This window comes from Legionella nautarum, from assembly GCF_001467895.1.
GTDB lineage: Bacteria > Pseudomonadota > Gammaproteobacteria > Legionellales > Legionellaceae > Tatlockia > Tatlockia nautarum.
Map to the genome: position 1 here is coordinate 777,834 of NZ_LNYO01000024.1, position 25,187 is coordinate 803,020.

The following is a 25,187-nucleotide window of genomic DNA, read 5'->3' on the forward strand; positions in this document are numbered from 1 at the left end:
AGAAAAGTTAATTAATGAACAAGCAGCCAAGCCTCAACAGTGCTAAGCTGTAAGAGAAATACTATTTTACCTGAATATTAATAAAGAATATTAATAATGAGGAGAAGTTCGATGGATTATGAACGACGCGTGGATGAGCAAGGAAATCCTTATTTTTCAGTAAAAACTAGCGATTATAAACTTATTTTAAATCCTCTGCTTAATAAGGGAACTGGTTTCTCTGAAGAAGAACGAGAGGTATTTAGATTATTTGGTCTTTTACCACCGGAAGTAAGCACAATTAAAGAGCAACGTGAGCGCTCTTATAAGGCTTTTCAAAGTAAAAAAACCAATCTAGAAAAGTACATGTATTTACGCGATCTGCAAGATTCAAATGAAACACTCTATTACAACCTTCTATGCGAACACATCACTGAGATGATGCCAATTGTTTACACACCCGTAGTTGGTGATGCCTGCCTTCAATTTAGCCACATTTATCGACGACCTCGAGGATTATTTATGGCCTATCCCCATCGTGATCGAATTGACCAGATTTTAGCAAACCCACGTTTTGATCAGGTTAAGGCTATTGTCGTGTCGGATGGAGAGCGGATTTTGGGTTTAGGTGATCAGGGTGCGGGCGGTATGGGTATTCCTATTGGTAAACTTGCTTTATATTGTGCCTGCTCAGGTATCTATCCTGCAGCGACCTTACCCATTTTATTAGATACTGGAACTAATAACCCTGAGCTGATTCGTGATCCGCTCTACATAGGCTGGCGCCATGAACGTGTGCGGGGCAAGGAATATGATGATTTTGTTGATACTTTTGTCTCTGCATTAAAAAAACGATTTCCCCATATTCTTTTACAATGGGAAGATTTTGCCTTACAGAATGCAACTCGTTTATTAAATAAGTATCGCAATCAACTCTGTACTTTTAATGATGATGTCCAAGGTACGGCAGCAATCGCGACAGGCACTCTTTTTGCGGCTGTGCAAGTCACGGGTATAGGGTTGGCAGATCAGCAGATTGTGATTTTAGGGGCTGGTACAGCAGGTTGTGGTATTGCCGAATTAATTGTCCATGCCATGGTAGAGGATGGTCTTTCAGAACAAAAGGCCAGAGATCGTATTTTTATGGTTGATCGGGATGGGCTCCTAGTTGAAGGAATGAAGAATTTATTGCCCTTTCAACAAAAATTATTAAAACCAAAAAACCTAATTGCCAATTGGCAATTGGAAAATCCTAATATCATTAGTTTAAAAGACGTCATCAAAAATTTACATCCTAATGCTTTACTCGGTGTATCAGGTCAACCTGGATTATTCACAGAAGATTTAATCCGTGAAATGGCCGCTCATGTAAAACAACCGATTATTATGCCTTTGTCTAATCCAATTACCCATAGTGAAGCAAAACCGAGTGATTTGATGATCTGGACAGATAATCGTGCAGTGATTGGTACTGGTAGTCCTTTTGGTAATATTGTAAAAAATGGTAATCTCTTTCGGGTTGACCAGACCAATAATGTGTATATTTTCCCGGGTATGGGTTTGGGCCTCATTGCCGGTCAAGTCAAAACGGTGACTGATAAAATGTTTATGGCAGCTGCTAAAGCTTTGGCTGAATGTTCGCCTGCCAAGCAAGATCCTGAGGCAAATCTCTTACCTCCACTGACGCAAGTCCGAGATGTTTCATTTAAGGTAGCCACTGCAGTCTTAAAAGAAGCGGTTAAATCTGACCTTGCTGATTCTTTAACGGATCAGGAAATTGAAGATCGTATTCGTAGTCATGTGTGGAAGCCGGAGTATCTGCCCTATAAATCCGAGAAGAAATAGTTTCTCCCGTTGTGAGGCATTGTGAAACCACCTCCCCGCTTTTGCGGGGAAGGCATTTTTATTGCCCAGTACTAGTTCCAGATGCACCGCTGGCTGCAGGAGGAGTAAAGGTAGGACTAGGTTGAGAAGCACGAGCATTCTGAATCAATAACATGGTATTAGTCAGTAATAGGCGCTCTTGCTGCTGGCGACTTAGGTATAACTGATAATTGATCTCGGCAAGTAAGACTGCCATTTCCTTTTGCACTGTTGCTGCGGAAGCGTTATTAATTTGCGTAACCCATTGAGTATTTGAGGTTAAATCAGGATTATAAAGACGCCAGGTAGCCATAGCAAACTCACTCAGGGCCTGACTTGTTTGCTGGCCTGCATTACTAGTACTTTGGCTTTGAGGTAATCTTTTTGACAACATGTAATAAAGGTTAGCAATACCCACCGAACTTTGTGCGGCAAAAATTCGTACACTGTTTAAATAAGAAGTTAGTGTCGCTTGGGCAATGGCTTGCTCTGTTGCCGAATAGGTCTTACTGGTGTTTTGCGCTTTCAAAAGTAAGTTATCGTAATCAGTGCGATTAGGTAAGGGCAGTGGTGAAACGGCCCCGGTTGCAAAACGAATAAAGTTAGCAGCCTGCTGCTCTTGGCTTGTAGCGATTAACCCTTGATTAGTACTTCCGGAAATAGTCGGTGAAGCTCCTGCAGAGGAGGGTGAACCGGTACCCGTATTGGATTGCTGAGAATAGAGTAAAGGGGCAATTAAACTATTGACGTTCAATTCGGCTAAAAGTGGCTGTGTTTGAGCATAGGTAAAGTAGTTTTGGGTAGTCGGTAAAGTACCAATTGTATTGGATTGGACCTGATAAGTATTCAGGGTACCGGAAGGATAGGTGCAGGAAACCACGGCTGTTCCATCATTATTTAAACAGTAGCTGAAGTCAGGGGTTCCTAAAATATTTAAAATCGCTTGGCTGACTGGATCCGCTTGGTAGGGAGGCTGATCAATCAGCGGGGAAACCGAAACCGTTTCCTGAGCTGGCGATGAATAGGGTGGAGTAGTAAAGGTATAGTTAGCAAAGGCATTAATCGGTGTATAAGGGTTATTTGTAGAGCCAGAGGTTGCAACGAACTGAGTTGCATTTGGCACAGCAGTATTAACTAATAAAGCACCTAAATAACTATTAAAAACATAATTTTCATTGAGTTGTGCCGTAGCACCCTGGTTAAAAAGCAAATTTTGGCTGATGGCGATAGGTTGCTGGTTACCATTAGCATCAGTAATTGAGGGGCTGTTTTGTAAGCTATAACCAAAGTAGGCACCTAAATTAAGTAAGTAAGTGGTTAGCTCATTCATGCTATCGTTGGTTGTACCCTCAGCAGAAGCAAAGGTAGACGAAGCTGCAAAAAATAAGACACTAGGTAAAGCATATCGACTCAATAATTTCATTCATTCTTCCCCTTCAAGAGCGCGAGCTACAAGTTTTAAGCGATATTCAGAAAAAACACGAGCTAACAAGCGTAAACGTTCAAAAACGATATTTCGTTTGAGGAAAAAGCCGGCGGGATCGTGGCTGCCTGTGCTTGTTTCTTCAGCGTGAATTAAGATTCTAGAGGCGCTGCCTGGGTGAACTGTATCTATGGCTTGAAGCAGACGTAAACCCCTGCCTGATTTGATATTGCCCACTAAGCGAATAAAAACATCTTCCTGTGCAAGCATGCCCATGTCTATTTTTTCAATATCTTCTAATTCTCTACCCAGTTGATTGATTGCTGCTTCTAACTCAGGATTACCATCAAGAGTCCAATCTTCGACACTTTCCATAAACGTAATCACTCGATAAATCATTGGGTCGACGTATTCATACCAATATTGTGATGATGCTTCATGGCTCAGATCAGGCATTTTTTACTCTTTTTTTACTGTATTCTTCAGTGGTAGACGATCAATATTCTAACTACTATAGTATATTAAGAAGAGTAAAAGTCTATTTATAAAAAGTAAAATTTATGAAAAAGCAACAAGGTTCCAGGATTGTTAATGTATTTTCGCGTATATTTAATGTACGGTCATGGATTGATTTCGATCGCACCAAATCATTTACACTTTATCTAGTCAATGGTTTTAAAAAAATGTTTGTACCGCAGAAAAATGAAAGCGGGGAAACTTTTGAGGAAGCGATATCGAGATTAAATATAAGCGAGAAGGAGCTTCAGGACAGAAAATCAGCCTTGTATCGTTTAAGCCTTCTTATGTCTGTTGCAGCGATATTGATTTTTGGTTATGCGGTTTACCATATGTTTTATGGTACTTACAGGGCAGTGATAATTAGTCTAGTAGTGATGCTAATTGCTTTAGCGCTAGCCTTCCGTTACCACTTTTGGTACTTCCAAATCAAGGAGCGAAAATTAGGTTGCACGATGCAAGAGTGGTACAGGAAAGGTCTCTTAGGTGATAAATGATGAAAAAAATAGTATTAAGTGTCCTGTCCTTGCTTTTTCCTGCACTGACTTATGCTGCTGCTGGTGGTTCTTCTTTAAGTTTTGCTCCCCCGCCTAGTGATCTATCAGTTGTTTTTTTAGGAAATATCTTTGGTATTGTTGACGGTGTTTTACATGGCACCGGCAGCCAAATTATGGGTAATATGTTTGGTGTATTTAACTCAGCGGTATTAGCGCTGGGTGGACTTATCATTATGTACACTTTGCTTGTATCCACAATGAATACCGCACAAGAAGGGCAGATGCTGGGACAGAAGTGGTCGTCAATTTGGGTACCAATGCGTTCTACTCTTGGTCTTGCTCTATTAATTCCTAAAGCCTCAGGCTATTGTTTAATGCAGATTTTTGTGATGTGGATTGTCGTACAAGGGGTCGGGGCGGCCGACAAAGTATGGGGGGCAGCGTTAAGCTATTTAAACCGCGGGGGAGTTATTGTTCAAACCAATATGAATCCCGTGTCTTCTTTAACCAGTGGTGCTAACACGGTTGCTCAAGGTGCTTCAACTATTCTTGCTGGACAAGTTTGTATGGCAGGATTACAAAGCGTATTGGAGTCTCAACGACAAAGCTATATTGATGCAAAACAAAACGATTCAGGGCCTTGTGCTGGATCCCCGTCTCAGAAAATGCAAGATTTTTGTAGTTCTCAAGTGCCCGATTTTATAAGTACTGTAAATATAGTATCAGCCCAACAAAAAGCAGACGAAGGGACTGTTAAGCCATCAAATTATTCCGTAAAAATGCCTAATTTCCCTACTGGATCGGCGTTTGCATCGCTCAATGGTGTCTGCGGTGTTATCACTTGGAACAGCTTTTCGTCTCTAAGCTCTGTACAACAAAATATTCCTACGGTTTCCAACAGTGAAATTCAAACTGCACAGATGTCCAGAGCGATTGCTATTCAGCAAATGTATCTTGACTTATCTACTGTTGCGCAGGTGATAGTCAATAATGATCCGGAATTGAATCCACATCAGACGAATAACAATACGACTAGTGGAACTGGGACTCAAACTGATTTTTCCCCTGTTGCTATTCAGCAATTTGGAGTTCCCTTTTTAAATTCAGGGTCTCCTTGTACCGGACCAAGTCCTAATTGCGTCTCCTGGGGGCAAGATCCGTCCGGTACTTCTGCACCACTATTTAGTGGAACCGAGTTCCAGGGTGCTATTGCAGATTACAATGGAATTATGTTACCCACGCTTAACTTAGTACAACAAGCGGCTCATAATCAGAATGCAAATAATCAGCGTGCTTTTATTCAGCAAGCGAATACACAAGGTTGGATAATGGCAGGCAGCTATTTCTTTAATCTCGCTTTGTTAAATTCCGCAGCGATTAATAATGCAAATTTGACGGATACGGATACTGGTTTAGCTAACCCCGGTAGTGGTTTTGATGCTAGCAAAGCTCTTGGCGCATTTAACAATGGTCAGTGTGTAAAAGAGTATGCTGATTTATGTATTTGGCTAGGCAAAAATGTCGCTCCTGTTAGCCAGGTCATTAGTCTAATTAATGGCTCAGGTATCTTAACTGCTCCACTACCAACTCCAAGCTTTAGTTCCACTGGCACTACAGCAAAAGCAGGGCCAGCCTCCTCTACTGTTTTTGGTTTTATTACCAATTCCAGTCTGGTGAGCTTACCTGGTCAACCCGGCTTAACTCCTCCGCCCTTTGCGATGAAGTTTAATATTGACATTAACCTTGGCCAGTTCCAATTGCAGTCTCAAAATTTCCCCTGTGGATCTGTTAAAATTATGTTCTTCTCTTTCTGCTTAGGTTCATTGCTGGGTAATATCTTCTATAACATCATTATTAAGAATCTATTCAATTTCTTCTTAAGTATGGTTTCTCCCATTATTAATGCGGTGGTCATGAGTTTCCTCGCGGCGCCTTTAATTGGTATTGGTCAAATTTTCCAACAAGGTGTGGCGATTATTCAGCAACCCACAGTGAATCCGGTCATTGCGCTGGCCAACATGGGTGTAAATTATATCAATTTCGCCAATGATCTTTGGGTACTCTTGATTGGCTTGTCAGTCACGGTAGTGATGATTCCAATTTTTGGATTATTCATTCTCCCGCTAATTGCGTTAGCAATGCCACTATTACTTTCTTGGCTGGGAGTTATGGTGGGCATAGGATTCTTAACAGCCTACTATATTCCATTTTTACCGTACATGATTTTTACCTTTGGTTCGATAGCCTGGCTCACGGCGGTTATAGAAGCTATGGTCGCAGCGCCGATTGTAGCTCTTGGTGTGACGCACCCAGAGGGTCATGATGCCTTTGGTAAGGGCGAACAAGCGATCATGATTTTGTTAAATGTCTTTTTACGGCCTGCAATGATGATCATTGGTTATATCGCGGCAATTGCTTTATCTTATGTTTCCGTATGGATTATTAATGCAGGTTTTGCCAACGCGGCTGCCTTTATTCAAGGAACAGCTTCGGGTTTGCAGTGGAATTATAATGCTTCGAATAATATGCAATCGCCGTCTTCCTGGTGGCAAGATGTGAAATCAGCAGGTAGTGCTGCAGGCCAGTCTATCCCTGGCGTCATTACCGGTAACTCAGGATCCCCATTCTCAGGAACTACTGCTGGCTCAGGCGGAGCAGCTGGCCAAGCTGCTGCTAATGCGGCAGCGGCTGCCCAGGCAAATAACTTTAATTCAATGGGAACCGGTTATAGTGGATGGGCAGGAATTTATGGCTTCTTCTTTTCTGTTCTAATTTATACAACGATGTACCTTATCGTTGTGCAAAAGGCATTTACCCTGATTACCTACTTACCAGATAAAGTACTGCGTTGGATTGGTGGTCAGCCCGAAGGTTTTGGTGAACAAATAAGCCAATGGGGTGAAGAGGCGAAGGGTAAGGTTGAAGGCGGAGGTAAGGAAACCACCAAGGCAATGGCGACAAGAGATTCGGCATTGAAGGGTTATGCTCAAGAAGGAGTGGCAAAACTCAAAGGTGCTTCAGAGAAAGGCAAGCCGAGTGTCAGCGGCTTCGGTTCAGAATCAACGCCAAGCTAAATGTGCCTACTCACCGAGCGGTACTATTTGGTGCGCCTTGCGGGAAAGCAATACTTCGGAAGCCTCACATACTGATGTATGCTAGGTTTCCTCAGCAGCAGTTTCGCGCAAGCTGCGCTCAAATTCTACCGCCTCCAAGATTTGTATGCTAATTGCTAACAGGAAGTAAAGGTTCTATTTCCTTACGTATTTTTTTAAATGAAGTGGTTGGTAGATAGCGTTTTAAAACCCGTCCCTGAGTATCAACGAGGATTTTTGTAAAATTCCAAGGAATAAATTTCCATGGTTTTTTTTCGATGTGTTTAGCTAGATAGGTATATAAAGGCGCTTGTTCTTTTCCTTTGACATCAATTTTGGCAAATAAAGGGAAGCTAATGTTAAAGCAACTTTCTGCAAAAGCCTGAATCTCTTGGTTAGAGCCGGGCTCTTGGTGTAAAAATTGATCACAGGGAAAGGCAAGTATGCTAAAACCACGTGTTTTAAATTCACGATAAAGTGTTTCAAGCTCCGCATATTGGGGAGTAAAGCCGCAACGGCTGGCTACATTAACAATCAGTAACACCTGGCCTTGAAAGGGCTCCAAAGTCATGCTTTGACCACCTATTGTGGTAACTTCAGTGGTGTATAAATTACCGGGAGAGTTTTTCCTCATATTCTTCCTGAACAACAAGATTGATATATAGTTTAGTAAAATCTCAGCTCTTATTTCAATGGCTAAAATATAAATAAATAGCTTGAGTTCGCTGCGCTTCACTTGCAAGATCTTCGGTTTATTAATCCAAGCCCATAATAATTTCTGGAGGATATTCAAGAGGTAAACAGCAAAATTTTTTTTGTGCAATAGCTGAGTTTTCATGAATTAGTTCTGCTTGGTTGCAAACAATAATACTCCTTCCTCCTTTGTCTTCAACAAAGCCAAGATCTTGGAGTATTTGCCTAAATTCTCTGTTGTTTGAGGCAGGGGTGTTGAGTTCTAATAGTTGTCCCTGGTTCTGATAGGCCAAGTAAACCAAGCCCTTTAATAGTGTTCGAGCGATAAGTGAATTATTAGCATAAAGAGGCGAAATCCGATAACCTATTTTCTTTGTTCGCTGGCAGATAGTGCTAATGCCATAGCCTGCAAGTTTTTCTTGCTCATAGTAAGCTACTATTGTGGCATCGCTTCTTTGCATCCAATCATCAATGAACTCACAAAAACCAAGGCCCAGTGAACCGCAAAATAAATCTTTATTATAATGGTCAATATCCTTAAATTCACTGGGTTTAATTTGTTTTAAAACGCCAGTTGCTAACGCATCTCCAGTTGATTTAAATTGGTTTTTGTCGAGGTTATTTATGTTTAAAACATAAAGTAAATCAATAAATGGCGTCTTTTTAAATCCTAATTTTTCATAATAATTAATAGCTCTTTCTGCAGAGTGAAAACAGACTAGATCCTTAGCAGTTAAGTTGACAGTTATGGCTTCATGCCATAATTTTGGACCAACCAGTTTCTTGCCTCGATATTGCTCTCTTACTAGAAAAAATCCCACTGAATAAACAGGATTGTTATATCTATAACTTAAACTACGATGAAGAATCACAACACCTGCTAAAACAGTATTTACTCTAATTGCAAAGATGCGATTCCCTCGATGATTGAAATAGAATTCAATATCCTCGGGACTATAATACCATCCCAACTTAGGGGCATCTTCAAGCATTAATTCAGTTAATTCTTGCTGATTAATTGGATAGACAGTTAAGTTCATTTTTAAAAATTATTTCAATAGATTTTTTTTAGTATAAGGAATACAACGCTAATAAAATACCGTATTAATACGGTTAGCAGTGCTTATTTTTATTTTTTATTTTTGGACAAATACTCACTAATATATTGAGGAAGATGGCTGCTATTATATTCATTGCCATAATATACCGGTAGCGAGTGAAGTAATTCGGGGGTACAGTAGTTATGCTGTTTAGGAAAATATTCAAAAAGTAGCTGAACTTTGCCAGCGACTTCTTTACCAGCGATTTTATTAATAAATTCAAAGGCCAAATCGATGCCACTGGAAATACCACCGGATAACCAAATCTTATCATTTTTAACAATGCGATCTTCGACGATTTTTAGGTCTGAAAAAAAACTGGCTTCTGACAAAGCACGCCAGTAGGTCGTAACAGATTGATTATGAAGAAGGCCTGCTTTGTACAAAAGAAACATGCCTGTACAAACAGAGAGAATATACTGCGCATTTTTTGCTTGTTCTTGGATGAAGGAAATGATTTTTTCGTTTTGTACTTCCTTTAATCGACCTATTCCACCTGGGATGAAAAGATAATCAATTGAGGGAGAATTAGTAAAAGTGAAATGAGTTTTAAGGCTGATATTGTTCATACATTGCACATAATCTCCCTGCTCGGAAATTAAATACATCTCAATCGGGGCGTTTAGGGTATTTTTCCAACAACCAAATACTTCCCAAGGACCAAGAATATCCATAGCCTGTGCGTTTTCATAAACGACCATCCCGAGTGTTTTCATGGTCTGTCATCCTAATGTTGTCCCCATAAATTAAGTATACTGCTTTTAATTTATTTGATAAATTTTTCTACAAGCAGAATTCTTTACATGTTCGGCTTTTACCCCGTAGTATTTACCTTTTTCAATACTCGCACAAATCTGGTCCTGATTTAAAGAGTCTAAACAGCTAGCTAAATTAAGATTGTCGCATTCAGGGAAGATACCTTCCTTATGAATGGCCGTATATTGCTCATCCAGCCATTGCTGATTGGAGCGAGTATAATAGGTAGTAAAATTACTGAGACTGCTATTTTGATCCAATTTAAATATTTTCATAGCAGTATTATTGTAATGAATTCGACTGATTGCTGGTGTGGAAAAAGCATAGATGCTGGGAGTCCGATCAAAACTAATTTTCCTTATTTCATCCATATGTGAATGAGAGGTCAGTAGAGTAATCTGCTGATAATGTGGCTGATAATACTTAAGCAGCTCCAAAAATTGTTCTGAATAAGTTTGTTCCCAATAGGTTATACCCAGATAATCTTTTCCAGGTGGAATATGCATAGCAATAAGAAGTTGTTTAGCTTGATGTTGTGACAGCTGTTGGCTAAGCCAAAAAAGCTGCGTCAACGCATCTTTTTTTTGGTTAGGGTAGTAAATGAAACGAGAAGCTAAGTCTGTAAATTGTGTTGTATTTAATGCAATCAACAGTACATCTTCATTACCAGGCATGACATAAGTGGAATAATAACCTCCATCATACATATGCTCACTATTAATGATCAAACCCTCGCAATTAGCGCAAGCCCCCGACCAATCTTCAGCAAGACTAAGCGGAGAGCGGCCGTTAGCAGAAAAAGGTTGATAGTTTCCAACTAGAGAATCATTATTGCCAGCAACATAAAACATAGGTTTTGCAGTCTTATTTGCTTGATACAAATTCTGGAAAACAATTTTTTCGTAGGTTTCCTTTTCTGCGGATGGGTAATAACCATGGGTAGGGAGATCGCCTAAATAAATAATAAAATCGACAACGTTCGTTAATTGGGTGAATTTAGTCATTGCTAATTGCAATAAGTTATCATCGGTATCGTGACCGTCGCTCGAAGTATTTTTGCTGCCGTAATGAATATCAGAAATGGTTAAAAATTGAGTGGATGAAAAACCTGTCTGCACAATGAGAATCAGACTTAATACACGCAAAAAAAGTAAAAACATAAAATGGACTCTTGATAATGGCGAAAAATGATACATTATTTGTTTTATTAAGGCAACAAAGGGCAGTTTTTATTAGAGTAACTATAATTTAATTGGCATAAATTCGCTTTGAGCACTGAATACATTCAACAACGTTGATAAGGAAGATCACAATGAAACAACAATCTCTACTCGAATATCAAAAATTATCGGCTGAAAGTTTTAAAGCTTTACTTGCTCTTCATGCAACAATCATGAAATCTGGATTGGAGGAAAGTTTAGTTCAGCTTGTTTTTTTGCGGGCCTCGCAGATCAATGGTTGTGCTTATTGCTGTGATATGCATGTCAACGAAGCAAAAAAAGCAGGAGAGACTGACCGTCGCTTACATCTACTTGTAGTCTGGCGAGAAACCTCTATTTTTACCGAACGAGAACGAGCCGCGCTTGCGTGGACAGAATCAGTGACCCTAGTGCATGAAACTCATGTACCTGAATATGAGTTTAAAGCTTTGAAAGCCCAGTTTTCTGATAAAGAAATTTCCGATCTCACCTATGCTATTGCTTTAATCAATGCGTTTAATCGGCTGGCAATAAGCTTTCATAATGTGGTAGAGTGAGGAACTCATATCGGCACTCTTGAGCGTAGGCCAAGATCCATCCATGAAAGGAAGCGTAACCTGGCTGCTTGCAGCTATATCTAATGCCCTGCGGGCAAGGCCGCGGGACATCGGATTAGAGCTGGAAGATAGAGAATAATTAACTCATGGATGCAGAAAACGGAAAATTATCGTTGATATTCTTTAGTACCAGCAATAATCAACTTATAAACCCGCTCAGAAATAAGCCCTTGCTCAAATTTGTTTTTCGCATCCACGGTCATCAGTTGTCCGCGCTGACGTACTAATTTTCGCGTGGTTGAGGTGACTTCGTTCGGATCTCCTTCTAATAAAATATCCCGAACTTCTTCATCAAAGACTAAATATTCTCGTAAAGCAACTCGTTTGCCATCGACGGTTGGTACTAATTTTTGCCAAATACAAAGTCTTATCGTTTCCAAAATATCAATCGTTCGACCAAGGCGCTCTTCCCCCGCAAAAGAAGTCACCAAGCGTCGCATGGTTTCCGCTACCCCTGAGGTATGGAGGGTGGTATAAACCGGGTGTCCTGTTAATGCTGCTTCAAGAGCGGCACTAATGGTTTCAGCATCACGACACTCTCCTACCATGATTAAACGTGGTTTTCGTCGTAGCGCATTACGTACACCATCCGCAAAATCGGGAAGATGTCGAGGAATTTCGGATTGGCTTACTACGGCTGAAACCGTTTCAATCTCATCATAAACAAACTCAATAGGCGCTTCATAAGTTAATACCTTACGATTCGAGTCACTGGTTTCGATGAGTTCACGGATAATAGAAGCTAAAAGAGTCGATTTACCTGAGCCGGTTGCTCCGGTGATAAAAACAATCCCTTCCTGAGGCGCTATTGCTTCAAGGATATTCGGCGGTAATTCCATGGTTTCCAAGCGTGGTGGTGTGGTTGGAATTGTTCTTAATGTAATTTGGATGGCATCGTGGCCCTCTACCAAACAGGCGGTAGCATTTACCCGATAACGATAGCGTACTCCGCGATTTGGGCGGAATTCGTAATGGGTATCAATATCTTTACCTGAGAGTAACTGAGTCGTCGCATTAGGCCCATAAATCGCATTAATCAAGTCACCTAGCTCTGTATTAGAAAGTCTGCGATTAGTGATTTTCAGCAACCTACCATAAACCTCAGCAAAAATAGGCTCACCCGTCTGGATGGTAATATCAGAAGCGCTAAGATTTTCTGCGTGCTGCAGCATTTTATCCATGAAGACAGGCGTAAAGCGCGTTGGCTCGTCTGGCATTAAATTAATATTTGATGACATAATTTTTTAATATTTATTACGATCGGTTGTATTTACAGGCGCTATAACAGGTTGCCATGCTTTACTTGTTATTATAATTTTAGTGTTTTGTGCCAATTTTTCCATGTTTTTGAACTGTTCTAGAGCATTTTCATCTTTAGCGACCGGAGCAATCCATTCTTTGGGGTTAACATTGAGCAGAGGTAGAGCGGTAATACGTAACACCCTATCATCGATACGTAATTCATTTGAATCCCCGGTTACTCCTAAATCAGTATGAGAAACAAAGGGCGGTGACACCATATTCATCGCTAACAATTTGCGATACAAAATCATACCGACATAATCTTCTTTAATGCGAGCAATACTTTCTTCAAGAATAGTGGCCGCTTGTTCAACACCATTTTTCCAACCTCTTTCGACATAAAAACTCCAAATCTGTTTTTCTCTTCTTGTTTTGGGGAGCATGCCGACGTTAGGGTATTCAGGCTGTTGATAGTCCATCCATAAATATTGGCGCCAATTAGGCGTTGTCGTTACGAAACGGGCTTGCTTAGCGATTTTATAGGTTCGATTTGAAATGCGAATTGTTTGCGCATCGGCGAGGTTAAATGAATTACGGCCTTCAAGCAGTACCGGGGGTAAGATATTATGTTCAAGAACGAGCGCATTGAAATCATAAATCGCATCAAGCCGACGCGCTAAGCGAGTTAATTGATCATCGATCATCCTCGCCCGCCAAGCTAAGCCAGCTTGGGCCCCAATACTGAGGGCTGTTTCTCTCAGCGCCGTTTCCTTAATTTTACTTGTGTGCCTTCTTCTATTCGACTTTTTAGATTGCACATTGGCCATGGCTTGCAAACCAGCAAGCGAGGCCGTATTACCTGGAGGTTGATCACTGTGATTACGAGTGCAGGCAACGAGGAATGCCAAGCAAATTATAGTTAAACTAAGAATAAATTTTGGCATAGCGTAATTCTACAACTTGACTATTAGGATAAACGTGAATGAATGCTCTTTTTCCAGCTTGGTAATCAATATCACGTAAGATTTCTGCTAGGCTTTCATCCTTAATATTAAGATCAATCAGCACGGGAACAGCGGGTTCTTTGCCCAAAACGCGAAAACGAAAATGAGCTGCTTTAGCAATTCGTTGTGTTAATTCCTCAATGGGACCGGACCAATCAACCGAAGCGCGAGCTTGTAAATTATAGGCGTTGGGAATCGTTAGGACATTATCTTTGTTTGGCGGAGTAATGACTTTTTCTACTTTTGCCATTTCTAACATAGAGTCGCTCACCGAGACTGCCGCTTCAGCAAGCTTAATTGTTGCATCATCACTAGGGGCATTAACCGGTGGTTTTTTAAATATTCTTATGCCACATCCATTGAGCAATATTGATGCAATAATTAGTATGACAAACTTGTTGATCATCTTATGGGCTTTGAAATCGATAAGTACTGTCCTGATTGAAACAGGAGCCTGGTTTCTTGTCAAGAAGAATAAGGTTAAGGTTGAGTTAAGGGTAAGTAAAATGCTATTTTTTTGCCGTAGAAGAAGGACGGTATTATAATTGTCGATCCTTAGCCAACATTATAATTTTTCATAAAGACCATAATAAACATTCCCTGCTTTCTTAGACTTACGTTCTTGCCAAAAAGCTGGGTCAGGATAAGGCATTTCTGCCGACTCGAGATAGACTAAGCCGCCTTGGCGAAGCAAATTAGAGTGAGCTAAAAAATCCAGGCACTGCGCGAGGTAATTGGAAGCAAAAGGCGGATCAAGAAAAATAATATCAAACTCTTCTTTTGTTTTTTGCAAATAATCTTCGGTATTCGCATTAACCACAGACAAGCAACGAGAGCGAAATGAAGAGGCAATTTGCTTGAGATTGCTATAAACTTTCGGCGAAGCCTCAACAAGTACAACCTGTTTGGCTCCACGAGAATAAGCTTCAAAACCAAGCGCACCACTTCCTGCAAAAGCATCAAGACAACGTGCATCGCGGATGTCGTGCATGAGCCAATTAAACAAGGTTTCTTTTATTCTATCAGGAGTGGGTCTCAACCCCTCGATCTCGGGAAAATGGAGTTTTTTGCCCCGATATTGCCCACCAATAATACGAACTGATTGTTTCACATTTTACCCACAGCAATAACCAGCATTTTATCTGGATGAATTTGTTTTTGAAAAGCTTGTTTTATTTCTGCCGTTGTTACTGTATTAATACGATCTACATAGGTATCTAAATAATTGGCTGGTAAATTGTAGAAGACAATTCGTAGTAACATATTCGCTATACTGGCATTAGATGCTAACGATAGAGGAAAGCTACCCATTAAATATTGTTTAGCGTCAGCGAGTTCTTTTTCGCTGGGACCATTTTGCAAATAGTTCGCTAAAGTATCTTCTGTGACCTTTAAGGCTGTGGCCGCTTCTTTGTTCTCAGTGGATAGGCTGATTATAAAAGGACCATTTCCTGGCATAGGCATAAATTGACTTGTTACGCCGTAAGTTAAACCTCGTTTCTCTCTCACTTCATGCGATAAGATTGAAACTAGGGCGCCGCCACCTAAAATATAATTTCCTACTGTCAGAGGAAAATAATCGGGGTCGTGGTGGTCTATACCGATTTCACTTAGACGAAGCATGGTTTGTGAAGAAGGAAAGTCAACGGCCACCTTTTCTCCGGCTGCAAGCGGAAGGGCTTTAGGAATTGCAGGAGCCGCCTCCCCTTTTGGTAAACCGGCCGTGATTTGTTCAGCGACTCGATGAGCGGTAACTATATCCACCGCACCAACTATCACAATCACCGCATTGGCGCTCACAAAATAGCGCTTATAAAAATTGCGCACGTCAGTGCTACTCATGGCTAACACCGTTTCTTTAGTTCCATTAATTGAATGGGCGTAGGGATGATCCAGATATAGTTTTTTAAACAGCAGCAGATTTGCGACTTCTTCAGGCGATTCCTGTGTTTGGGCAATGGATAATAATTGCTGATTTTTTTCTCGCTCAAAGGCATCTTTTGGAAAATCTGGCTTGGTTATAATGGCTGCAAAGGTTTCCAATGCTTTTTTCATAGCATCCGCTTTGGTCAGCGTTTTAAGGCTCAAAGCCACCATATCACGGCTATTTTCGCTGACAAACTGAGCGCCTGTATCGGCTAAATTTTCTGCTACTTTTGTGGCATCCATTCCCGCACTGCCTTGATTCATTAGATTAGTCGTCAAGGTACTGAGGCCAAATTGGCTGCCATCGTAAGCAGAGCCTGCTGCAAAGGCAATACTAACATTGAGCATAGGTACTTCTTTTGCCTGATAAAAGACAACTCGTGCGCCTTGGGTTGTTTTCCATTGCTGAGTTTTAAAGTTGTTGGCATAGAGCGTTTGTGTTGAGCTAAGCACTAAACCAGCAATTAAGAATTTTATTTTGGATGATAATTTCATTATTGTTCCTCAGGAGATAAAGGAATTAATCGGGCTTCGGTCATTGCATCATCCTTGAAATAGCGCTGCGCTGTTTGCTGTATTTGCTCAGGAGTAATACTGTTAATAAAGTCAGTATAATTATCGGCAGCTTTCCAGCCTAGGCCAATTGTTTCCAGCAAACCTATCTCCATTGCTTGGCCAAAAATGGAATCCTTTTCAAAGGTTTTTTGCGCGATGATCTGTGTTTTAATTCGTTGTAATTCAGCAGGTTTAATAAGTTCAGTTTGCAATTTCCTAATTTCACCAAGTATCGCTGCTTTCACCTCGTCAACTGTATGTGATTGGGAAGGTGTACCTAAGAAAACAAATTGCGTAGGATAGCGCGAGTACAAATTATAATAAGTATTTGCATCACTAGCGATATGCTTGCCACGAATAAGATTTTTAGGAAAACGTGCGCTTTCGCCCGCATCGAAAATACTGGCAATCATTTCTAAGGCGTAAGGTTCCCAAGCTGTCTTCGCAGTTTTTGTAGTTGGGGCTGGGTAGCCGAACATAATCAATGGGAGTTGTGCAGGGGCGTGAATTTCAACTTTTTTTAGCCCTAAAGGGGGTGGTTCAACCTGTGGTTTACGTTGATAGTTTGTTTTTTTGCTGATCTGGCCAAAATATTTTTTAGCTAATTGATAGACTTGCTCAGGATTGACGTCACCAACGACCACTAAAGTTGCATTGTTGGGGGCATAAAATCGCTGATACCAAGCTTTGATATCTTTAATTGTCATTTGGTTTAAATCACTCATCCAACCGATCACTGGATGATGGTAAGGGGTTGTTAGATGAGCGGTGGCGAGATAGCGTTCAAAAGCAAGTGCCTGTGGATTATCGTCGGTACGTAAACGCCGTTCTTCGCGAATCACTTTGATTTCTTTAGCAAATTCATTAGCATCTAATAATAAATTTTGCATGCGGTCCGCTTCTAATTCGAAACTAATCGGTAATTGGTTAGCTGCTATTTTTTCAAAATAAGCTGTGTAATCGTAATTAGTAAACGCATTTTCTTGTCCACCCACATCAGCAATTGTTTTCGAAAAGATACCCAAAGGATATTTCTGAGTTCCTTTAAACATAATATGTTCTAGGGCATGGGAAACACCGGTGATACCGCCGGGTTCATCAGCAGATCCGACGTTATACCATACCATTGATACTGCTACTGGCGCGCGATGATCTTCCTTTACCAGCACTTTTAATCCATTATCCAAAGTGAATTCCTGCACTTGGCTATATGATTGACACGACAGAGCAGCTAAAAGAATTAATAATAGAATGCGCACAGCTTAACTCCAAAGCAAAAAAGGTGATAGAATTCCATATTTCCTTCGTTTTGTATACCTTATGATAAAATGGTTTAAAAGAAATCAAGGTGATAATACCCCTGTAGAATCGCCTGTAGAGGTTTCACCTGTGCCCACGGACGAGCAAAATTATGATGAAAAATTAGCTCATACACCTGCTCTAATAGATGAATCGCCAAAGCAAGGTTTTTTTGCTCGTATTAAACGTGGATTAACTAAAACGCGCCAGCAATTTGGCGATGGCATTGGTCGATTGCTACTGGGCAAAAAGGAAATTGATGCTTCCTTACTTGAGGAGTTAGAAGTTATTTTGCTCAGTGCTGATTTAGGGGTTGAAACCTCCCAGTCGATATTGAAACAACTGAGTGAGGGCTTAGCCAGAAAACAATTGGCAGACGGTAATGCCGTTTTCCAAGAGCTGAAAAAATACTTGGAAACGATGCTCTCAGCCAGTGAAAAGCCTCTAGTCTTAGAAACGCCTGATAAATCTCCCTTTGTTATTTTAACCGTTGGAGTCAATGGGGCAGGTAAGACCACTTCGATTGGCAAGATGGCTAAACAATTCCAGCAACAGGGCAAAAAAGTCATGCTGGCTGCCGGCGATACTTTTCGTGCTGCAGCCGTTGAACAATTACAAGTCTGGGGCGAGCGTAATCAAATACCTGTCATCGCCCAACATACCGGCGCAGACAGTGCTTCAGTGATCTATGACGCTTTTCAAGCAGCCAAAGCCAGAGGGATTGATATTCTCATTGCTGACACTGCTGGTCGCTTGCATACTCAAGGAAATTTGATGGAGGAATTAAAAAAAGTAAAACGAGTCATACAAAAATTGGATAAGAATGCGCCTCATGAAACCATGCTAGTACTTGATGCAAGTATTGGGCAGAATGCACTTAATCAAGCCTGCCAGTTTCATCAAGCAATTGGTTTAACGGGTATTACAATGACTAAGCTTGATGGAAGTGCGAAGGGTGGGATTTTATTTGCTATTGCAAATGAATTAAGGATACCATTTCGATTCTTGGGGGTTGGTGAAGCAATTGACGATTTACGGCCCTTTGATGCACAGCAATTTGTCAGAGCAATTTTTAATGATGATCAAATTTGACCAAGTTAGTAAACGCTATCCAGGTGGCTTTGAAGCGTTAAGCCAGGTTAATTTTTCTCTGCAAAAAGGAGAAATGGTTTTTCTCACCGGCCATTCTGGTGCTGGAAAAACGACCTTGCTTAAGCTAATTGCGATGCTCGAACGCCCTTCTTCTGGTCAAATTACAGTCAACAATGTCCGCCTAACTCAATTGAAAAAACATGATACTGCCAGCTACAGAAGCAGTTTAGGAATTACGTTTCAATCCCCTAATTTATTAAACGACAGAACCATTTTTGATAATGTCGCTTTACCCTTGCAAATTCAGGGAATGACTCCAGTAATGACAACCAAACGCGTGCATGCTGCACTTGATATGGTCGGTTTACTATCAAAAGAAAAAATGCTGCCTATTCATTTATCTGGTGGTGAACAGCAACGAGTAGGTATTGCCCGTGCAGTAGTGCATAAACCGGCATTGCTTCTTGCTGACGAACCGACTGGAAATCTTGATCCTAGTCTTTCCACTGAAATTATGAAATTGTTTGAACAATTTAATCAGGTTGGTGTGAGTGTTCTGGTGGCTACTCACGATCTTGCTTTAATTGCCAGAATGAAACATCGTATTGTTATGTTAAAAGGAGGGCGTGTATGTTAAATAAAATGCGTGCACTACTTTCTTACCATTTACAAGCCGCCAGTAGCAGTCTTAATTTACTTTGCAGAAAACCTCTCGCCACAATGATGACTGTGGTGGTGATTGCTATCGCCTTGACTTTACCGACGCTATTTTGGGTTTTTACGGATAATCTTGATCAATTAACAACGGGTTGGCAACGGGGTAGTCATATTTCACTTTATCTTAAATCCCCTCTTTCACTGGAGCAGGAAAGTTCACTTCTAGAGCATGTACGCGCCACAGAAGGCGTGGGGCATGTTAGCTTAAAATCGGCTGCTGAAGGGCTTGCAGAGCTTCAACAGCAAGAAGGAATGCATGATATTATGCGTTATCTGCCGGAAAATCCGCTACCAGCCGTGATGGATGTGGTGCCGGCTCTCGCTATCAATTCGCCTGTGCAAATAGAACAGTTATTTAATCGTTTAAAATCCTTACCCCAAGTAGAACAAGCTAAGCTTGATATGGAATGGATTAATAGGCTGCACGCTATTCTGGGTTTCGTGAGTAAAATTGCACATGGTTTGATTGCTTTACTGGCCTCTGCGGTAGTATTAATTGTCGGTAATACACTGCGATTAGCGATTCACAATCGTCATGAAGAGATTCAAGTATTAAAATTAATTGGTGCAACGGACCCTTATATTGCTCGACCTTTTTTATATTCTGGAATATGGTACAGTTTGGCCGGGGCTATTTTAGCTGTGCTTTTGGTTAATATTTTCATGTTAAGTCTTGCTGTGGCGGTAAAACAATTGGCATCCGCTTACCAAATGCATTACCCTATTATGGGTTTATCGGTAAAACAGGCTTATTTATTAGTTTTTGTATCGACTATTTTGGGCTGGTTAGGAGCCAGATTATCAATAAAGAGACAACTTGCTTCTATTGAACCCTATAGTTGATCTATAATTATAGATCAGTTTATCTCTGTGCTATGAGTTTATTTATTGGAGGAAATAGCATGAATCAGCAGTTACAGCTAGCATCATTCAATTTGCCGATTGGTAGTTTGGATGCTTATATTCATCGGGTCAATCAGATTCCGATGCTTTCTGCTGAAGAGGAACAGGCTTGTGCCGAACGTTTTCATAATGAAGGCGATTTAGAAGCCGCTCGTCGTTTAGTTTTAGCTCATTTACGCTATGTTGTGCGAGTAGCCCGTGGTTATTTAGGCTATGGTTTGCCGCTTAATGATTTGATTCAAGAAGGTAATATTGGTTTGATGAAAGCGGTCAAGCGCTTCGATCCCAAAATGGGTGTGCGCTTAGTTTCTTTCGCTGTGCACTGGATAAAAGCTGAAATTCATGAATTTGTTCTGCGAAATTGGCGTATTGTTAAAATCGCAACGACTAAAGCACAGCGCAAATTGTTTTTTAATCTGCGTCAAATGAAAAATCGGTTAGGTTGGCTCAATGGCGAAGAAGTGAATGCTGTCGCGCGAGATCTAGGGGTAAGTCCTGAAGACGTGTTAATTATGGAACAGCGCCTTAATGCTATGGATGCTTCTTATGATTCCCCCGTTTCTGACGATGATGATGAGGATTTCAAAGCGCCAGTCCATTATTTACATGATGCAAACAGCGACCCTGCGCATTTAATTGAGCAAGAAACAAGCGGTGAACATGGCCGTGAGCAATTGTTTTTGGCTTTGGAACGCCTTGATGAGCGTAGCCAAGATATTTTACAGCAACGTTGGTTGGCAGAGAATAAATCAACTTTACACGATTTAGCAGATAAATATGGTGTCTCTGCTGAGCGAGTACGTCAATTAGAAAAAAATGCGATGAAAAAACTTCGTCAGTATATGGAAGAAGTGGCGTAATTCTTCGTCAGTATATGGAAGAAGTGGCGTAATTCTAAGAGATCTAGGTTTAACCTGCATAGGTTGGGCCTTGGCTCAAAGCCGTCAAATTAAGTCTTATTTAGCTTATCATTTTAGCTTATAGCCTAACCAATTAACCGTTCGAGCTTAGAGGCCGTTGGGATGCCTCAGAGTCCGATGGGGGCTGATATATGGAAAAATTTCCTTAGCCTGATGGCTATGGGCCAACGCCCAACCTATTAATCGTTGTTCCTACCAAAACCGATACCCAAACCAAAAAGGCGCTGGTCTTCGTACGACCACGTAGTTGCGAGGTGGAGCCCAGCGGTGGGATTTCACATAACTCCTATAATGGGGGTGATAGTAATGGTCAACTTTGACCTGCCGAGCAGAAGGGTAGGCATGATGATGGCCATGGGCATAGGATGGTGCGGTAAATAGGGTCGCTAACCCTAAAACACTACCCAGTAATAAAGTTCTAGTTATCATTGTTAATCTCCTAATTACTAGTCATTAATCTACTCAAGAAACCTGCAAATCTTGCTTTGAGGTATCTAAGGCTAGTCTAAATAGGGAAAGTAATTGGCATATAACAAAATGGCGAATAATTGTAACATCGGTGTTACAATCCTGTATTTAAGTAAAAGCTAGCTCTTATGCAAATCAAAACATTTACTCTGTTTTTATTCTATTCATTATTATTACTAGCCAGCTTAAAATTAGCTGCTTCCTCTAATTCTCTAATGGCCCAAACTATGTCAAAACAATTTAATGTCATTGCTGATGATTATGAAAATAGCTTGTTTGATTATTCTCCCGAAACAGGGCTTTTTTGGGGAAGAATCAATGTGGCTCAGGATCGATTCACTGATTACTCTCTGGAAGCAATTCAAAAATGGCAACAACAGGAAGATCGTATTCTCTTGGCTTTAGAGAAGTTAGATGAGGCTTCTATACGAAATTCGCCAGTATATATCACCTACCTTCTCTTAAAAGAAACTTTAGAAAATAAAAAAGCGAGTAGAATTTGTAAGCAAGAACTTTGGGATATCAATCCAGCAGGGGGCTGGCATATTAAAATGGCGGTTGTTGCAGAAAAGCAACCCGTAGGAACGATTGCGAATAGACAACTTGCGCTAAAACGTTGGCAAACATTTAATTCCGTTGTTGATGCCCAAATTGATAATTTAAAAATGGGATTGAGCCTGGGCTATACAGCGCCTAAACCTGCGATAGAACGTGTTATCGCTCAACTAAAAATTATGCTGCAAAGTAAAATTGAAGAATCACCCTTTTTTGATTTTGCTCGCCGCGATGAGGACCCGAATTTTAAAAAACAAGTAAGTCATTTAGTCGAAACAGTAGTGAATCCCGCTCTGATTAATTATGTCAATTATTTAGAAAATGAATACTTAGCTCTCGCCAGAACTGACATTGGTCTTTCAGCGTTGCCGGCGGGTAATCAATGTTATCAAGCAAAAATTCAAGAAGAAACGACTCTCGCTAAAACGCCTGAGGAAATACACGAATTAGGTCTTCAACTGTTAGAGAAATTAGAAAAAGAAATTGCAGAACTAGGATTTAAAAAATATGGTGTATCAGATATTTCACAGATTTTTCAAGCGGTTAAAAAAGATCCGGCCAATTATTTTTCATCCGAGAAAGAGCTCTTAGCTTATAATTTTTCTGCCTTGGAGAGAGCAAAATCGCAGGTTTCAAATTGGTTTGAGCTAATGCCGAAAACCGATGGAACAATCAAACCCTATCCTGATTATCGCGCTAAAACAGGTGCTTCTGGTGAGTATTATCCACCCAGTGAAGATGGGACAGAACCGGGAATTTTCTTTATTAATACTTATGAACCTCAAAAACGTAATCGCAGTGATCAAGAAGCTACTTTATTCCATGAGTTAATACCGGGGCACCATTTTCAAGTCGCTTTAACTTATGAAGATAAATCGCTTCCTAATCTGAATAAATACCTTTGGAATTCCGGTTTTGGTGAAGGCTGGGCTTTATATGTCGAGCGCTTGGCTGACAAAATGGGCTTATATCAAGATGAGGTTTCTAAATTAGGCATGTTATCTAATGAAACCTTGAGAGCCGCACGCTTAGTGGTTGATACTGGAATCCATGCGATGGGATGGAGTCGGGAAAAAGCCATTCATTTTTTAACGCAATATACTTCTTTGGATAAAGCGATTATAGAAGGGGAAGTAGACCGATACATTATGTTACCCGGCCAGGCAAACAGTTATATGCTTGGTAAGTATGAAATTGAAACGTTACGCAATTTAGCTGAGAAGCAACTTGGAAAGCAATTTGATATTCGTCAGTTTCATAATCAAATTCTAAAAAATGGTTCGATTAGCCTGCCCATATTGAGAAGGCAAATCGAAAATTGGTTGGATGAACAAAAGCAAAGCTAATTAGCCAATGCTTTAGCTAGCTTTTGTTTGGTCTCTTTATCTGCAAAAGATGAATTGATCGCCATTTTGGTAAAATTAGTCATCTCAGCGTCAGAATATTGGTAAGCTTCTTGGACTCTTTTATATTCAAGAGCTAAGTTCGTGCGAAAAAACGGTGGATCATCGGAGCCTAAACTCACTTGAATTCCGGCGGCCATGAGCTGAGTTAAAGGATGTTCCAACATATCTTTAAACAAGCCCAACGCAATATTGCTGGAAGGGCAGACTTCTAAGGCAATGCCACGTTCTTTTAATTGAGTGAGTGTTTCTATGGAGTGCATGGCTCGAACTCCGTGGCCGATACGTTGTATTGGTAAATACTCCATGGCTTCAAGCATCCCACTTGCTGGAGCGAACTCTCCGGCATGTACCGTACACAGAAGACCTCCTTCAGCAGCAATTTTATAAGCTTTAGCGAATAATTTGGGTGGAAAATGGATTTCATCGCCTCCTAGGCCAAAGCCCACAATACAAGGGACTGTTTCTTTTAAAGCTTGTTTTGCCACCTTTGTGACAGCGTCGACACCAAAATGACGGACAGCAGTGATAATGATACGGCCAATAATATTAAATTTGGTCTCAGCATCGTCAATTGCTTGTTGTATGGCCTGTAAATGCTCTGCGGAAGGAATGCCGGTTGAGCGTTCGGCATGATCTGGGGAATACATCATTTCTACATAAATGGTGCTTTCTAGAGCATTGGCTTTGAGATATTCGAAAGTAATATCATAATAATCGCGTGGCTGCTTAATGACCTCTGCTACGGAATCATAGGCTTTGAGAAAACCAAGAAAGTCAGGATAGGAATAACTTGTACCGTCAGGAACTATTAACTTTTCTGGAAGGGTGAACTTATTTCGTTTAGCCAACTTCCTGGCTAAATCAGGTTTGATAGTTCCTTCTAAATGCACATGTAACTCGGCTTTTTTAATTGTCATGTCTATGTCATCCTAGTGCTATAATCTTATAGGTAATAGATGGCATCTTTGCCGAAAAACCGATAAAATTACCATCTTGATATTTAAGTATATGCTATTTAGGACAAGTCATGAGTGATAAAGATATTGATAAGGCTTATGTAAGCCCTTACGACAAGTTCTTATTTGAATTTGACGCGACCCACGAAAAATCTGCCTCTCAGCGAAAAGAAATTAAAAAGCATGAGCGTATTGCTTTCCTTCGTGACCACGCAAAGCCAAAAGATTCCGAAGGCGAGATTTGGGACGCTTTTTAAGCTCATACCTTTAAATTAATTATTAGCTTAAACCGTCATCTCTTCAAAGGCAGGGATGACAACAAACTCCTATAGATACTCAGCTCTCAAATCCTTCCTATGACCTGGCAAAGCTTTTGTTCGAAATATATTAAAGATATATACTAATATAT

Annotated in this window: 24 protein-coding genes; 10 read left to right on the forward strand and 14 right to left on the reverse strand. The window is 40.6% G+C overall.

Going from position 1 to position 25,187, the window contains the following annotated elements:
- The first annotated feature begins 111 nt into the window (after window positions 1-111).
- Window positions 112-1,824 carry an NAD-dependent malic enzyme gene (locus Lnau_RS15165; protein ID WP_058505955.1) on the forward strand — a complete coding sequence of 571 codons (1,713 nt, stop codon included), beginning with the start codon at window positions 112-114 and terminating at the stop codon, window positions 1,822-1,824.
- A gap of 58 nt (window positions 1,825-1,882) precedes the next feature.
- Here Lnau_RS15165 and icmX read toward each other — a convergent pair whose 3' ends face one another.
- Both icmX and icmW read right to left on the reverse strand, forming a co-directional pair.
- Entirely contained in the window at window positions 1,883-3,265 is a 1,383-nt protein-coding gene (gene icmX, locus Lnau_RS15170) for a type IVB secretion system protein IcmX (RefSeq protein WP_058505956.1), read from the reverse strand.
- Complete coding sequence (gene icmW / locus Lnau_RS15175; RefSeq protein WP_058505957.1) at window positions 3,266-3,721, reverse strand: type IVB secretion system protein IcmW; 456 nt, start codon at window positions 3,719-3,721, stop codon at window positions 3,266-3,268. It abuts the gene before it with no gap.
- Between the two features lie 104 nt (window positions 3,722-3,825).
- Between icmW and icmV the strand changes: the two genes are divergently transcribed.
- Complete coding sequence (gene icmV, locus Lnau_RS15180) at window positions 3,826-4,278, forward strand: type IVB secretion system protein IcmV (protein ID WP_058505958.1); 453 nt, start codon at window positions 3,826-3,828, stop codon at window positions 4,276-4,278.
- Window positions 4,275-7,352 carry a type IVB secretion system protein DotA gene (gene dotA, locus Lnau_RS15185; RefSeq protein ID WP_157070665.1) on the forward strand — a complete coding sequence of 1,026 codons (3,078 nt, stop codon included), beginning with the start codon at window positions 4,275-4,277 and terminating at the stop codon, window positions 7,350-7,352. Before icmV ends, dotA begins: the two co-directional genes overlap by 4 nt.
- Window positions 7,353-7,500: 148 nt before the next feature.
- Here dotA and Lnau_RS15190 read toward each other — a convergent pair whose 3' ends face one another.
- The 4 genes from Lnau_RS15190 to Lnau_RS15205 all read right to left on the reverse strand — a co-directional run bounded on the left by Lnau_RS15190 (window position 7,501) and on the right by Lnau_RS15205 (window position 11,079).
- A complete protein-coding gene (locus Lnau_RS15190) occupies window positions 7,501-8,004 on the reverse strand; it encodes a glutathione peroxidase (protein WP_058506032.1) in 504 nt (167 codons plus the stop codon).
- A 121-nt stretch (window positions 8,005-8,125) separates the two neighbouring features.
- Window positions 8,126-9,103, reverse strand: a complete 978-nt coding sequence (locus Lnau_RS15195; protein WP_058505960.1) for a GNAT family N-acetyltransferase — start codon at window positions 9,101-9,103, stop codon at window positions 8,126-8,128.
- An 89-nt stretch (window positions 9,104-9,192) separates the two neighbouring features.
- On the reverse strand, window positions 9,193-9,879 hold the full coding sequence (locus tag Lnau_RS15200) for a DJ-1/PfpI family protein (RefSeq protein WP_058505961.1): 687 nt from the start codon (window positions 9,877-9,879) through the stop codon (window positions 9,193-9,195).
- Between the two features lie 45 nt (window positions 9,880-9,924).
- Window positions 9,925-11,079, reverse strand: coding sequence for a metallophosphoesterase (locus tag Lnau_RS15205; protein ID WP_058505962.1), 1,155 nt, complete (start codon window positions 11,077-11,079; stop codon window positions 9,925-9,927).
- A gap of 152 nt (window positions 11,080-11,231) precedes the next feature.
- On the opposite strand from Lnau_RS15205, the gene Lnau_RS15210 reads away from it, so the two are divergent.
- The gene (locus Lnau_RS15210) at window positions 11,232-11,675 is read left to right on the forward strand and encodes a carboxymuconolactone decarboxylase family protein (protein WP_058505963.1); all 444 of its coding nucleotides are present in this window, start codon (window positions 11,232-11,234) and stop codon (window positions 11,673-11,675) included.
- 167 nt (window positions 11,676-11,842) lie between these two features.
- Here the strand turns inward: Lnau_RS15210 and dotB are convergent, their stop codons facing one another.
- The 6 genes from dotB to Lnau_RS15240 all read right to left on the reverse strand — a co-directional run bounded on the left by dotB (window position 11,843) and on the right by Lnau_RS15240 (window position 17,721).
- Entirely contained in the window at window positions 11,843-12,952 is a 1,110-nt protein-coding gene (gene dotB / locus Lnau_RS15215) for a Dot/Icm type IV secretion system ATPase DotB (RefSeq protein WP_193786829.1), read from the reverse strand.
- A 27-nt stretch (window positions 12,953-12,979) separates the two neighbouring features.
- A complete protein-coding gene (locus Lnau_RS15220) occupies window positions 12,980-13,921 on the reverse strand; it encodes a type IV secretion system DotC family protein (RefSeq protein WP_058505965.1) in 942 nt (313 codons plus the stop codon).
- A complete protein-coding gene (gene dotD / locus Lnau_RS15225) occupies window positions 13,902-14,387 on the reverse strand; it encodes a type IVB secretion system lipoprotein DotD (RefSeq protein WP_058505966.1) in 486 nt (161 codons plus the stop codon). Before dotD ends, Lnau_RS15220 begins: the two co-directional genes overlap by 20 nt.
- 159 nt (window positions 14,388-14,546) lie before the next feature.
- Complete coding sequence (rsmD, locus tag Lnau_RS15230) at window positions 14,547-15,092, reverse strand: 16S rRNA (guanine(966)-N(2))-methyltransferase RsmD (protein ID WP_058505967.1); 546 nt, start codon at window positions 15,090-15,092, stop codon at window positions 14,547-14,549.
- Window positions 15,089-16,402: a M16 family metallopeptidase gene (locus tag Lnau_RS15235; RefSeq protein WP_058505968.1), complete on the reverse strand. Its 1,314-nt coding sequence runs from the start codon at window positions 16,400-16,402 to the stop codon at window positions 15,089-15,091. Before Lnau_RS15235 ends, rsmD begins: the two co-directional genes overlap by 4 nt.
- The gene (locus Lnau_RS15240) at window positions 16,402-17,721 is read right to left on the reverse strand and encodes a M16 family metallopeptidase (protein ID WP_058505969.1); all 1,320 of its coding nucleotides are present in this window, start codon (window positions 17,719-17,721) and stop codon (window positions 16,402-16,404) included. Before Lnau_RS15240 ends, Lnau_RS15235 begins: the two co-directional genes overlap by 1 nt.
- Before the next feature lie 61 nt (window positions 17,722-17,782).
- Here Lnau_RS15240 and ftsY point away from each other — a divergent pair, with 61 nt between their 5' ends.
- From ftsY to rpoH, 4 genes are read left to right on the forward strand one after another with little or no spacing between them, the layout of a single operon-like run.
- Window positions 17,783-18,853 (forward strand): signal recognition particle-docking protein FtsY, encoded by a 1,071-nt coding sequence (gene ftsY / locus Lnau_RS15245; protein WP_058505970.1) that lies wholly within the window; start codon window positions 17,783-17,785, stop codon window positions 18,851-18,853.
- A complete protein-coding gene (gene ftsE / locus Lnau_RS15250; protein WP_058506033.1) occupies window positions 18,840-19,490 on the forward strand; it encodes a cell division ATP-binding protein FtsE in 651 nt (216 codons plus the stop codon). Before ftsY ends, ftsE begins: the two co-directional genes overlap by 14 nt.
- Window positions 19,484-20,413: a permease-like cell division protein FtsX gene (ftsX, locus tag Lnau_RS15255; RefSeq protein ID WP_058505971.1), complete on the forward strand. Its 930-nt coding sequence runs from the start codon at window positions 19,484-19,486 to the stop codon at window positions 20,411-20,413. The genes ftsE and ftsX overlap by 7 nt, the downstream gene beginning before the upstream one ends.
- A 59-nt stretch (window positions 20,414-20,472) precedes the next feature.
- Window positions 20,473-21,333 (forward strand): RNA polymerase sigma factor RpoH, encoded by an 861-nt coding sequence (gene rpoH, locus Lnau_RS15260; RefSeq protein ID WP_058505972.1) that lies wholly within the window; start codon window positions 20,473-20,475, stop codon window positions 21,331-21,333.
- Window positions 21,334-21,585: 252 nt separating this feature from the next.
- Here rpoH and Lnau_RS15265 read toward each other — a convergent pair whose 3' ends face one another.
- Window positions 21,586-21,822: a hypothetical protein gene (locus Lnau_RS15265; protein ID WP_058505973.1), complete on the reverse strand. Its 237-nt coding sequence runs from the start codon at window positions 21,820-21,822 to the stop codon at window positions 21,586-21,588.
- Window positions 21,823-21,989: 167 nt separating this feature from the next.
- Here Lnau_RS15265 and Lnau_RS15270 point away from each other — a divergent pair, with 167 nt between their 5' ends.
- Window positions 21,990-23,762: a DUF885 domain-containing protein gene (locus Lnau_RS15270; protein ID WP_238585993.1), complete on the forward strand. Its 1,773-nt coding sequence runs from the start codon at window positions 21,990-21,992 to the stop codon at window positions 23,760-23,762.
- On the opposite strand, the gene Lnau_RS15275 is transcribed toward Lnau_RS15270, so the two are convergent.
- The gene (locus Lnau_RS15275; RefSeq protein ID WP_058505974.1) at window positions 23,759-24,739 is read right to left on the reverse strand and encodes an adenosine deaminase; all 981 of its coding nucleotides are present in this window, start codon (window positions 24,737-24,739) and stop codon (window positions 23,759-23,761) included. The two genes, Lnau_RS15270 and Lnau_RS15275, sit on opposite strands and share 4 nt — an antisense overlap.
- 110 nt (window positions 24,740-24,849) lie before the next feature.
- Between Lnau_RS15275 and Lnau_RS15280 the strand changes: the two genes are divergently transcribed.
- Complete coding sequence (locus Lnau_RS15280) at window positions 24,850-25,035, forward strand: CBU_0585 family protein (protein ID WP_058505975.1); 186 nt, start codon at window positions 24,850-24,852, stop codon at window positions 25,033-25,035.
- Window positions 25,036-25,187 lie beyond the last annotated feature (152 nt).

What these genes read in the sequence shown, in the direction of transcription:
- Lnau_RS15165 (WP_058505955.1), top strand. Translation starts at nt 112, where the DNA reads ATGGATTATGAACGACGCGTGGATGAGCAAGGAAATCCTTATTTTTCA.
- icmX (WP_058505956.1), bottom strand. Translation starts at nt 3,265, where the DNA reads ATGAAATTATTGAGTCGATATGCTTTACCTAGTGTCTTATTTTTTGCA.
- icmW (WP_058505957.1), bottom strand. Translation starts at nt 3,721, where the DNA reads ATGCCTGATCTGAGCCATGAAGCATCATCACAATATTGGTATGAATAC.
- icmV (WP_058505958.1), top strand. Translation starts at nt 3,826, where the DNA reads ATGAAAAAGCAACAAGGTTCCAGGATTGTTAATGTATTTTCGCGTATA.
- dotA (WP_157070665.1), top strand. Translation starts at nt 4,275, where the DNA reads ATGATGAAAAAAATAGTATTAAGTGTCCTGTCCTTGCTTTTTCCTGCA.
- Lnau_RS15190 (WP_058506032.1), bottom strand. Translation starts at nt 8,004, where the DNA reads ATGAGGAAAAACTCTCCCGGTAATTTATACACCACTGAAGTTACCACA.
- Lnau_RS15195 (WP_058505960.1), bottom strand. Translation starts at nt 9,103, where the DNA reads ATGAACTTAACTGTCTATCCAATTAATCAGCAAGAATTAACTGAATTA.
- Lnau_RS15200 (WP_058505961.1), bottom strand. Translation starts at nt 9,879, where the DNA reads ATGAAAACACTCGGGATGGTCGTTTATGAAAACGCACAGGCTATGGAT.
- Lnau_RS15205 (WP_058505962.1), bottom strand. Translation starts at nt 11,079, where the DNA reads ATGTTTTTACTTTTTTTGCGTGTATTAAGTCTGATTCTCATTGTGCAG.
- Lnau_RS15210 (WP_058505963.1), top strand. Translation starts at nt 11,232, where the DNA reads ATGAAACAACAATCTCTACTCGAATATCAAAAATTATCGGCTGAAAGT.
- dotB (WP_193786829.1), bottom strand. Translation starts at nt 12,952, where the DNA reads ATGCCAGACGAGCCAACGCGCTTTACGCCTGTCTTCATGGATAAAATG.
- Lnau_RS15220 (WP_058505965.1), bottom strand. Translation starts at nt 13,921, where the DNA reads ATGCCAAAATTTATTCTTAGTTTAACTATAATTTGCTTGGCATTCCTC.
- dotD (WP_058505966.1), bottom strand. Translation starts at nt 14,387, where the DNA reads ATGATCAACAAGTTTGTCATACTAATTATTGCATCAATATTGCTCAAT.
- Lnau_RS15235 (WP_058505968.1), bottom strand. Translation starts at nt 16,402, where the DNA reads ATGAAATTATCATCCAAAATAAAATTCTTAATTGCTGGTTTAGTGCTT.
- ftsY (WP_058505970.1), top strand. Translation starts at nt 17,783, where the DNA reads ATGATAAAATGGTTTAAAAGAAATCAAGGTGATAATACCCCTGTAGAA.
- ftsE (WP_058506033.1), top strand. Translation starts at nt 18,840, where the DNA reads ATGATCAAATTTGACCAAGTTAGTAAACGCTATCCAGGTGGCTTTGAA.
- ftsX (WP_058505971.1), top strand. Translation starts at nt 19,484, where the DNA reads ATGTTAAATAAAATGCGTGCACTACTTTCTTACCATTTACAAGCCGCC.
- rpoH (WP_058505972.1), top strand. Translation starts at nt 20,473, where the DNA reads ATGAATCAGCAGTTACAGCTAGCATCATTCAATTTGCCGATTGGTAGT.
- Lnau_RS15265 (WP_058505973.1), bottom strand. Translation starts at nt 21,822, where the DNA reads ATGATAACTAGAACTTTATTACTGGGTAGTGTTTTAGGGTTAGCGACC.
- Lnau_RS15270 (WP_238585993.1), top strand. Translation starts at nt 21,990, where the DNA reads ATGCAAATCAAAACATTTACTCTGTTTTTATTCTATTCATTATTATTA.
- Lnau_RS15275 (WP_058505974.1), bottom strand. Translation starts at nt 24,739, where the DNA reads ATGACAATTAAAAAAGCCGAGTTACATGTGCATTTAGAAGGAACTATC.
- Lnau_RS15280 (WP_058505975.1), top strand. Translation starts at nt 24,850, where the DNA reads ATGAGTGATAAAGATATTGATAAGGCTTATGTAAGCCCTTACGACAAG.